This is a genomic window from Nocardiopsis listeri (assembly GCF_020741345.1).
Taxonomy (GTDB): domain Bacteria; phylum Actinomycetota; class Actinomycetes; order Streptosporangiales; family Streptosporangiaceae; genus Nocardiopsis; species Nocardiopsis listeri_A.
Window position 1 is genome coordinate 1 of the sequence record NZ_DYZD01000392.1, and the last position, 9351, is coordinate 9351.

A 9351-nucleotide genomic window follows, 5' to 3' on the forward strand; every position below is an offset into this window, starting at 1 on the left:
GGACGTCGTCAGGCACAAGCTCGTGGGGCAGATCGTCGACGCCTACGGCCGCTACGACGCCGCTCAGAGCAGGCACGGCGGTGAGACCGGTGGGGCGCGGCCGCGGCGCGGGCGCCGACCCGTGGGCGACACCCGAGAAGAGGACGTCTCCGGGGGCGGCCCGGAGCGGGCAGACTGAGGAAGAGTACGTATCTGACACCGGCCGGTGGGCCCGCCGAACGCGCGGGCCCACCGCTGTCGGATACGGCGTTGTCGCGAGAACGCCCGGCGGGCCGCCCGCCGACCACCACCGATCAAGTGAGGCACCTGCATCCGATGAGTATCGACGTCGCCAACGAGTCCGGCGTCTCCGGCATGGACGAGGAGAGACTCTCCCGCCTCGCCCGGCACGTGCTCGACGCCATGCGCGTTCACCCGCTGGCCGAGCTCTCCGTCGTGCTGGTGGACGAAGGACCGATGACCGACCTGCACGTGCGCTGGATGGACGAGCCCGGGCCCACGGACGTGCTCTCGTTCCCCATGGACGAGCTGCGTCCCGGCGGTCCCGGCCGCACCAGCGATCCCGGCGTGCTCGGTGACGTGATCATCTGCCCGCAGGTCGCCGAACGTCAGGGCGAGGAGGCCGGGCACGGCACCGAGGCCGAGATCGACCTGCTGTGCACCCACGGCATCTTGCACCTGCTCGGATACGACCACGCCGAGCCCGACGAGCACAAGGAGATGTTCGGGCTCCAGGGCGAGATCCTGGCCTCCTGGCGTGAGCGAGAGGCCGCACGAAAGGAAGAGCTCGAAGGGGACGAGACCGCCCGATGAGCGCGATTTGGCCCGACCTGGCGCCGGTGAGCACCGGGGAGCCCTGGGAATGGGCGCTGGCCCTGGTCGTCGCGCTGGTGCTGATCGCGTTGGCCGGACTCCTCGTGGCCGCCGAGGTCGCCGTCACCCGGGTGGTGTCGGTCGGCCTGGAGGCGACCTACGGCGAGCGGGCCGTCAAGGCGAGCCCAGCATGGGAGCGGGTGGCCGCGGACCCCACCGCGCACCTCAACATGCTGCTGTTCCTGCGTGTGGTCTGTGAGGTGTGCGCCGTCCTGGCCGCCGGGATCGGCATGGTGTTCCTGCTGGGAATCGGCTGGCCCGCGATCGTTCTGACCGCCGTCGTGATGATCGTGATGGAGTGCGTCCTTATCGCCGTCACCCCGCGCATCCTCGGCCGTCAGTTCGCCGGGCCCGTCGCCCAGTTCAGTGCCGCGGTCATCCACCCGGTGCAGATCGTGCTGGGCCCCCTGGCCCGACTGCTGGTGGGGGCGGGCCGGGCGCTCACCCCGCGCGGCAAGGGCGACCGGGAGGGCCCCTTCAGCACCGAGACCGAACTGCGGCAGCTGGTGGACCTGGCCGAACGGGGTGAGGTGATCGACGCCGAGGAACGGCAGATGATCCACTCCGTGTTCAAGCTCGACGACACCTCCGTGCGCGAGGTGATGGTGCCCCGGCCCGACATCGTCTTCACCGCGCGCGAGGCCGACGCCGACGCCGTGCTCACCCTCGCGCTGGGCAGTGGCTATTCGCGTATCCCGGTCACGGGTGAGGACGAGGACGACGTCGTCGGCATCGTCTACCTCAAGGACCTGGTGGAGCGGTTGCGCGACCGTTGGGCGGCGACCGCCGGCGGCGCCGAGGACGTACCGCTGACCGCGGGCGACGTGATGCGCCAGGCCACCTACGTCCCCGACACCAAGCCGATCGACGAGTTGCTGCGCGAGATGCAAAAGCAGCGCAACCACGTGGCCGTGGCCATCGACGAGTACGGCGGGACCGCCGGGCTGGTCACCATCGAGGACATCGTGGAGGAGATCGTCGGGGAGATCACCGACGAGTACGACCACGAGATTGCGCCGGTGGAGCGCCTGGACGACTCCCGCGTCCGGGTGACCGCCCGTCTTCCGCTGGGCGAGCTGGCCGAACTCTTCCCCGAACTCGACCTCGACGTGTCGGACGTGGAGACCGTGGGCGGACTCGTCGCGTTCGTGCTGGGTCGGGTCCCCGCCGGAGGCGCCCAGGCCGAATACGCTGGACTCAGGCTCACGCTGGAGGGCAAGAGCAGCCGCCGCAACCGGATGACGACCGTTCTGGTGGAACGGCTGCCGGAGGAGGGCTCCGACCCCGAGGCGGGCAAGGAAGAGAACGTAAGGAGCACGGACCAGTGACGGACACGACGGGGCTCGACCCCGAGGACACCAAGCTCATCACGCTCGCGCGCGCCTCCCGGGCACGCAACGCGACGGCCGAGGGCGCCGCGGTGCGCGATGAGACCGGCCGCACGTACGTGGCCACGACGGTGTCGTTGAGCTCGTTGCGCCTGTCCGCGCTCCAGGCCGCGGTGGCCGCGGCGGTCTCCGGCGAGGCCTCCGCCCTGGAGGCCGCGGTGGTCGTCACCGAGGCCAAGGAGCTGACCGAGGACGACCGCGCGGTAGCGGACGACCTGAAGACCCAGGTGGTGGTGATCGCGGCCCCCGACGGGGTGCCCGCGAGCATCACCCGGCGCTGAGAAGGACCCATGAACGATCTCGACCTCGAGAAGCTCCGCGTTCCGCTGGAGTTGCCCTCCTACCCGGAGGGTTTCCGCAGCGGCTTCGCCTGCTTCGTGGGCCGACCGAACGTCGGCAAGTCCACCCTGATGAACGCGCTGGTCGGACAGAAGGTGGCGATCACCAGCAACCGTCCCCAGACCACGAGGCGGACGGTGCGCGGGATCGTGCACCGGCCCGACGCGCAGTTGATCATCGTGGACACGCCCGGTCTGCACAAACCCCGCACCCTGTTGGGGGAACGTCTGGACTCCCTGGTGCGGTCCACGCTGGTCGAGGTGGACGTGATCGTGTTCTGCCTGCCGGCCAATGAACCGATCGGCCGTGGCGACACCTACATCGCCAAGGAACTGGCCGCCCAGCGCAACACCCCCGTGGTGGCGATGGTGACCAAGGCCGATCTGGTCGACAAGAACGCGCTCGGCGAGCACCTGATGGCCGTGAACGAGTTGGGCGATTGGGCCGACATCGTGCCGGTGTCGGGGCGGAGTGGTTTCCAGCTGGAGACCGCCGCCGAGGTGCTGTGCTCGCACCTGCCGGAGGGGCCGCCGCTGTACCCCGACGGCGACCTCACCGACGAGCCCGACGAGATGCTCGTGGCCGAGCTGGTGCGCGAGGCCGCCCTGGAGGGTGTGCGCGACGAGCTGCCGCACTCCATCGCGGTGGTCGTGGACGAGATGTTCGAACGCGAGAACACCAAGCCGGGCAAGGAACTGGTGGACATCTACGCGTCCTTGTACGTGGAGCGCTCCAGCCAGAAGGCGATCGTGATCGGCTCCAAGGGTTCGCGGCTGCGGGACGTGGGCTCTCGGGCCCGCAAGCAGATCGAGGGCCTGCTGGGGCGGCGGGTCTTCCTGGACCTGCGGGTGCGCGTGGCCAAGGACTGGCAGCGTGACCCCAAGCAGCTGCGCAAACTGGGTTTCGACCAACAGACGTAGTCGGCCGTGAACATGACGAGGGGCCCTGACCGGAAGCGGTCAGGGCCCCTCGTCATGGATGCCTCAGGACTGGTTGTTGAGGTCGGTGGCCAGGAGGGTGGCGGCGCTCTGCACGATGGGCGCGGCCCGGTCGACGAATTTCCAGCTCACGCGGGCTTCGGGACCGGAGATGGAGACGGCCATGCCCGAGGGGGCGTCCTTGACGGGGACGGCCACGCAGCGCACACCGATCTCCTGTTCGCCGTCGTCGATGGCGTAGCCGGCCTCCCTGATGCGGTGGAGTTCGGTCAGGAAGGCGTCCGGGTCGGTGATGGTGCGCTCGGTGGCGGCCGGCATGCCGGTGCGGCGTACGGTGGCCAGCGCCTCCTGGTCGCTCAGCTGGGACAGCAGGGCCTTGCCCACACCCGCCGAGTGCGGCAGGACACGGCGGCCCACCTCGGTGAACATGCGCATCGCGTGCGGTGAGGGGACCTGCGCCACGTAGATCACCTTGTCGCCGTCGAGCATGGCGAGGTTGGCGGTCTCGCCGAGGTCCTCGACCAGCTGGGCGAGGTGCGGCCGGGCCCAGGTGCCGAGCATCTGGGCGGCCTTGTCGCCGAGCCCGATCAGACGCGGGCCCAGGGCGTATCGACGGGAGGGGAGTTGGCGGACGTAGCCGTTGCCGACCAGCGTGCGGATGATGCGATGGATGGTGGGCAGGGGCAGTCCGGAAGAGTCGGCGAGTTGACTCAGTGAGGCCTCGCCACCCGCCTCGGCCATGATCTCCAACAGGGAGAAGGCACGGTCGAGGGACTGTACGCCACCGGGGCGACGGGCCGTCTCCGCGGCGGGGCGGGGTTGGTCCATAGGGGGGGTCTGTGAGGCTGACAAGGGTCGTGCTCCCATGCTGAGGGCCGCTACGGTCACGCCTTCATTCTGCAATACGAAAGGCGTCTTTCGCTCTCGGTCAAGCGAGGAAGCTCTCCGCGATGGGTTTTCCTCACCGGAGGGCCCTTGTTCTTCCGAATAGCAAAAGTTAGTATCCGCATGTAGAAAACTTGGCCGGTCTTCGAGTGGAGGCCGGTGACGCAGACGGAGGAGGACACCCCACGTGGCGAGTGACACCCCACCCGGCCTGAGCGGCCTGGCCACCGAACTCGACACCCGGCTCGCCGAGGCCGACGCCCGCCTGGACCGTGAGTACCCGGGCGACCAGGGCGGTCGCCAGCCGATCCACAGTGTCTACGTCCCCGCCGACAAGGTCGGGGCCGGTCTGGCCGCCGACTGGGGCGCCAAGGCCCTGGCCGCGCTCGACGAGTTCGCCCCCAAGGTCGCGGACCTGGCCGCGGCCACCGGTGTCGGCGAGGACGCCGTCGCCGACGCCCTGCCCCTGGTTCGCGGCAAACTCGCCCGTGAACCCATCGAGGACCTGCGCGCCGACTTCGAGGACGGTTACGGCAGCCCCGGTGACGAGGCCGAGGACCGGGACGTGCTCAAGGTGGCCCGCGCCTTCGCGTCGGACCTGGCGAAGGGGGAGGCCACGCCCTACTTCGGCATCCGCATGAAGGGCATGGAGGCCGCGGGTCGGCACCGGGGGGTGCGCACTCTGGGCATGTTCCTGGGCACCCTCCTGGAGGAGCACGGCTCCCTGCCCGACAACCTCGTGCTCACCCTGCCCAAGATCACCTCGGTGGAGCAGGTCGAGGCCATGGTCTGGCTGAGCGAACGACTGGAGAGGACCCTCGGCCTGGCGCAGGGGCGGATCCGCTTCGAACTACAGATCGAGACCCCCCAATCGATCCTGCTGCCCGACGGCACCGTCGCGGTCTCCCGGATGATCCAGGCCGGTCAGGGCCGGGTCACCGCCCTGCACTATGGCACCTACGACTACAGCGCGGCCTGCGGGATCACCGCAGCGCACCAGAGTCTGGCCCACCCCGTGGCCGACCACGCCAAGTCCGTGATGCAGGTGGCCGCCGCCGGCACCGGGGTGTGGCTCTCCGACGGCGGCAGCAACATCATGCCCGCCGGCACCCCCGAGGAGGTCCACTCCGCCTGGCGCCTGCACGCCGGGCTGGTGCGGCGCTCCCTGGAGCGCGGCTTCTACCAGGGCTGGGACCTGCACCCCAACCAGCTGCCCATCCGCTACCTGGCCACCTACGCGTTCTACCGCGAGGCCTTCGCCCCTGCCGCGACGCGCTTGCAGGCCTACCTCGGCCACGCCGCCGGTAACGTCGTGGACGAACCGGCCACCGCCCAGGCGCTGGCCTCCGTCCTGGCCCGTGGCCTGCGGTGCGGTGCGCTGGAGGAGACCGAGGTCGTCGACGCCTGCGGTACCGACGCCGCGGGCATCGAGGCCCTGGCCACCCGCAGGGTCGGGCAGGAGTAGAAGATGAGCGAACACGAACTCGTGGTGCGGGCCGAGCGCGCCCTCACCCCCGAAGGGGAGCGCCCCGTCACCGTGGTCGTGGACGACGGGCGCATCGCCGACGTCCTCCCCGGGATCGGCCACGCCGTCACCGCCCGCCGCGAGCTGCGTCTGGCCGACGACGAGGTCCTGATGCCCGGGCTGGTCGACAGCCACGTGCACGTCAACGAGCCCGGGCGTACCGAGTGGGAGGGTTTCGCCAGCGCGACCCGCGCCGCCGCCCTGGGCGGGGTGACCACCATCGTGGACATGCCGCTCAACAGCGTGCCGCCCACGACCACCACCGCCGGCCTCAAGGCGAAGAAGGCGGCGGCGGAGGGCGAACTCGCCGTCGACGTCGGGTTCTGGGGCGGTGCCGTTCCCGAGAACACCGGACCCGACACCACAGGAGTCCTCGCCGACCTGTGGGCGGAGGGGGTGTTCGGGTTCAAGTCGTTCCTGTCGCCCTCGGGTGTGGAGGAGTTCGGGCACCTGGACCCCGAACACCTGGACACGGCGGCCGCCGCCATCCAGGCCTTCGGCGGCCGGTTGATCGTGCACGCCGAGGACCCCACGGTGCTGGACTCCGCGCCCGCCGCCTCCGGACGCGAGTACGCGGACTTCCTGGCCTCGCGTCCCGACGAGGCCGAGCACGCGGCGATCGCCCGGGTCATCGACACCGCCCGCCGTACCGGGGTGCGGGCGCACGTGCTGCACCTGTCCAGCGCCTCCGCGCTGCCCCTGATCGCCCGGGCCAAGAGGGAGGGAGTGCCGCTCACCGTGGAGAGCTGCCCGCACTACCTGACCCTGGCGGCCGAGGAGATCCCGGCGGGGGACACCAGCTACAAGTGCTGCCCGCCGATCCGGGACTCGGCCAACCGCGACCTGCTCTGGCGGGCCCTCCAGGACGGGCTGATCGACTGTGTGGTCAGCGACCACTCGCCCAGCACGCCGGAGCTGAAGGAGCTGGACACCGGCGACTTCGGTACCGCCTGGGGCGGCGTGGCGGGGCTCCAGGTGGGTCTGTCGGCGATGTGGACCGAGGCCGCCCGCCGCGGGGTCCCCCTGGCCGAGGTCGTGCGTTGGATGTCGGAGGGGCCCTCCAGGGTCGCCGGGGTTCAGGGCAAGGGCGCCATCGAGGCGGGCTGCCAGGCCGACCTGGCCGTGTTCGCCCCGGAGGAGTCCTTCCGGGTGTCCGTGGGCGACCTGGCCCACCGCAACCCGGTCAGCGCCTACGACGGCGCCGAACTCAGGGGCCGGGTGCGCCGTACGCTGCTGCGCGGCACCGAGGTCACCGCGGACAGCGTGGACGGGCGAATGATCACCCGAGGCTAGTCTTCTCCCTGGTGTTTCCGGACGAACCCGACATGTGGGCCCGCGGAGGGTCCACATGTCGGGTTCGTTCGTTCAGGGAGTCTTCGGTTCGTCCGAGTTCAGGGCGCCGTGGACCATGGTCGACACCAGGCCCCGCACGTACGCCTTGTCGAAACCACCGGCCGGTCCGGCCATCCCGTCCGTGGCGGCGGCCATGTCCGCGAAATGCAGTTCCAGCACACGTTCGGCTACGGCGACCAGCAGTGCCTCTCGGTTCCGGAAGTGGTTGGTGGCGGCTCCGGCGGGCACCCCGGCCCGTGTCTCCACCGTCCGGTGGGTCAGCCCGTGTGCGCCCTCCTCGGCCAGTAGTCCGATCGCGGCGTCGGCGAGGGCACGGCGTCGGTGCCTGGGTCGGCCTGGTGCGCAACGGCACCGCGGCCCTGCGGACCCTGGGGTTCGACGACGACCTCCTTCGTGCCACCGGGCACGAGACCCTCGCCACGGGATGCCGGGACCCCCGGGGACGTCCGCTGCTGCGCATTCCGGACGAACCGGAGGAGGTGCGCCGGGCCGTGACCGTCCAGGGCCTTCACCGACGGCGACTGCACGGGGCGCTGGAGAAGATCGCCCGTGGCCACGGCGTGGAGATCGTCAAGGACGCCCGGGACGCCCACGTGAGCCCGGGGGCCACCGGTGGTGCTCCCGCCACCGTGACCTGGCGCGATGCGGTGGGCGGGGCGACACGGAGCGTGGAGTTCGGGGTCATGCGGGTGAGCGACACCGAGCTGTACCGGTACGGGTACGTGCGTGCCCCGAAAAGAGCGGTCGTGGATGACGAGCACGCCACGGCCCGCGCCCGGTTCGCCCGTTGGACACCGAAGGTGGTCGACCTCATCGAGCGCACCGACCCGGCCGATCTGATGCGGCACGACGTCCACCACCTGGGCGGCGGCCCACGCCAGACGGTGCGCAACGCGCTCCTGCGGATGGTGCCGGCACGGGCCCTCGCCCGCGCGGTGGTGTCGGCCGGAGCGGTCTGACGGAGTTCGACGAACCACCCACGGCCGCCCGTCAGCCGAGCCGAGTCCGGGCGCGGCGAAGGGCCGGCGCCGTTTCTCCGGCACCCGGCCCTTCGCCTTCCGTCACCGCGTCGAGGATCACCCCTGTTCGGGGTCTACCCCTGCGCGGACTCCCAGCGGGCCTTGAGGTCCGCGGTGCCCAGGTCGGTGAGGGAACCGAAGACGTGCAGGCGGGCCATGCCGCCGTCGGGGAAGGCGTCGACGTGCACGTGGGTCACGGTCACCGGGGCGTCCAGGACGAAGCGGTGCGGGCTGTCGGGCTCCAGGCGGGTCCGGCCGACGATCTCGAACCAGGAGTCCGGGTCGGTGCCGCGGGCGTCACGGCCCTTGATGGTGATCCACCCGGCCGCGTTGCCCTTGAGGTAGGCCGTGTCCACCTCCAGGGCGCGCACGGTGGCCTGGGCGGTCAGCCGGAAGCGCACCCAGTCGTTGCCGGTGTCGCGGCGGCGCCGGTTCTCCCAACCGTCGTCCATCTTGTGCGAACGGCCCGGGGCGATGATGTTCTCCGGCGGTGAGTAGAACCGGTCCGAGGCGTCCTCGACGGTGCCGCCGTTGAGCAGCGCCGCCACGTCGAAGGAGCCCTGCGCGGCCAGCCAGGCGGGGTCGGCGACGGGTTCGCCGTACACGCGCAGCCGGGCCACGCCACCGTCGGGGAACTGCTTGAGGCGCAGGTGGGTCCAGCGGCGGGTCGAGGCGACCTCGAAACCGTTGGCGGCGTGCCCGTACACGGGGGTGCGGGGCACCAGTTCGGTCCAGTCGGCGGCCAGCAGCTCCTCGGTGGTGGGGGTGCCCTCCACCTGGGCGGCCTCCACGCTGATCTCGGTGGGGTGGTTGCCTCGGAAGTGCGCGGTGTCGACGTTCAGGGCGCGGATGACGCCGGGCAGGGCCAGGCGGACGAGCGCCCAGTCGTGGTCCTCGGCGGTGGGGTGGGGCCGCTCGGCGCTGACACCGCGGCGTCGCCGGGTCTCCCAACCGTCCATGACCTTGCCCTTGTGCCCGAAGGCGTGGGGGTCGAACACGGCGGGTTCGGGTTTGAGGAGGTTCTCGCGCTG

The 9351-nt window shown here is 71.0% G+C and carries 9 protein-coding genes and 2 pseudogenes; 8 read left to right on the top strand and 3 right to left on the bottom strand.

Annotated features, from left to right (window positions below; translation table 11 throughout):
* The 5 genes and pseudogenes from K8V84_RS25900 to era form a co-directional block, all read left to right on the top strand.
* A pseudogene (locus K8V84_RS25900) lies at positions 1 to 178 on the top strand (PhoH family protein); the annotation flags it as partial.
* Between the two features lie 137 nt (positions 179 to 315).
* Positions 316 to 813 (top strand): rRNA maturation RNase YbeY, encoded by a 498-nt coding sequence (gene ybeY, locus K8V84_RS21130; protein ID WP_304077739.1) that lies wholly within the window; start codon positions 316 to 318, stop codon positions 811 to 813.
* Positions 810 to 2201: a hemolysin family protein gene (locus K8V84_RS21135; RefSeq protein ID WP_304077740.1), complete on the top strand. Its 1392-nt coding sequence runs from the start codon at positions 810 to 812 to the stop codon at positions 2199 to 2201. The genes ybeY and K8V84_RS21135 overlap by 4 nt, the downstream gene beginning before the upstream one ends.
* Positions 2198 to 2542: a cytidine deaminase gene (locus K8V84_RS21140; RefSeq protein WP_304077743.1), complete on the top strand. Its 345-nt coding sequence runs from the start codon at positions 2198 to 2200 to the stop codon at positions 2540 to 2542. The genes K8V84_RS21135 and K8V84_RS21140 overlap by 4 nt, the downstream gene beginning before the upstream one ends.
* 9 nt (positions 2543 to 2551) lie before the next feature.
* Positions 2552 to 3520 (top strand): GTPase Era, encoded by a 969-nt coding sequence (gene era / locus K8V84_RS21145; RefSeq protein WP_304077744.1) that lies wholly within the window; start codon positions 2552 to 2554, stop codon positions 3518 to 3520.
* 63 nt (positions 3521 to 3583) lie between these two features.
* On the opposite strand, the gene K8V84_RS21150 is transcribed toward era, so the two are convergent.
* Positions 3584 to 4366, bottom strand: coding sequence for an IclR family transcriptional regulator (locus tag K8V84_RS21150; RefSeq protein ID WP_304077746.1), 783 nt, complete (start codon positions 4364 to 4366; stop codon positions 3584 to 3586).
* A gap of 244 nt (positions 4367 to 4610) precedes the next feature.
* Between K8V84_RS21150 and K8V84_RS21155 the strand changes: the two genes are divergently transcribed.
* Together K8V84_RS21155 and allB are read left to right on the top strand one after the other, a co-directional pair.
* Positions 4611 to 5888: an aldolase gene (locus tag K8V84_RS21155; RefSeq protein WP_304077748.1), complete on the top strand. Its 1278-nt coding sequence runs from the start codon at positions 4611 to 4613 to the stop codon at positions 5886 to 5888.
* 3 nt (positions 5889 to 5891) lie between these two features.
* The gene (gene allB, locus K8V84_RS21160) at positions 5892 to 7241 is read left to right on the top strand and encodes an allantoinase AllB (RefSeq protein ID WP_304077751.1); all 1350 of its coding nucleotides are present in this window, start codon (positions 5892 to 5894) and stop codon (positions 7239 to 7241) included.
* 180 nt (positions 7242 to 7421) lie between these two features.
* Here allB and K8V84_RS21165 read toward each other — a convergent pair.
* Positions 7422 to 7595 (bottom strand): annotated as a pseudogene (locus tag K8V84_RS21165) (TetR family transcriptional regulator); the annotation flags it as partial.
* A 44-nt stretch (positions 7596 to 7639) separates the two neighbouring features.
* Between K8V84_RS21165 and K8V84_RS21170 the strand changes: the two are divergent.
* Positions 7640 to 8260, top strand: coding sequence for a hypothetical protein (locus tag K8V84_RS21170; RefSeq protein ID WP_304077753.1), 621 nt, complete (start codon positions 7640 to 7642; stop codon positions 8258 to 8260).
* Between the two features lie 134 nt (positions 8261 to 8394).
* Here the strand turns inward: K8V84_RS21170 and alc are convergent.
* Positions 8395 to 9351, bottom strand: a 957-nt coding sequence (gene alc, locus K8V84_RS21175) for an allantoicase (RefSeq protein ID WP_304077755.1), incomplete at its 5' end; no start/stop codon positions are given.

Excerpts from the sequence above, each read along its gene's own strand:
- ybeY (WP_304077739.1), top strand. The coding sequence starts at position 316 with ATGAGTATCGACGTCGCCAACGAGTCCGGCGTCTCCGGCATGGACGAG.
- era (WP_304077744.1), top strand. The coding sequence starts at position 2,552 with ATGAACGATCTCGACCTCGAGAAGCTCCGCGTTCCGCTGGAGTTGCCC.
- K8V84_RS21135 (WP_304077740.1), top strand. The coding sequence starts at position 810 with ATGAGCGCGATTTGGCCCGACCTGGCGCCGGTGAGCACCGGGGAGCCC.
- K8V84_RS21150 (WP_304077746.1), bottom strand. The coding sequence starts at position 4,366 with ATGGACCAACCCCGCCCCGCCGCGGAGACGGCCCGTCGCCCCGGTGGC.
- allB (WP_304077751.1), top strand. The coding sequence starts at position 5,892 with ATGAGCGAACACGAACTCGTGGTGCGGGCCGAGCGCGCCCTCACCCCC.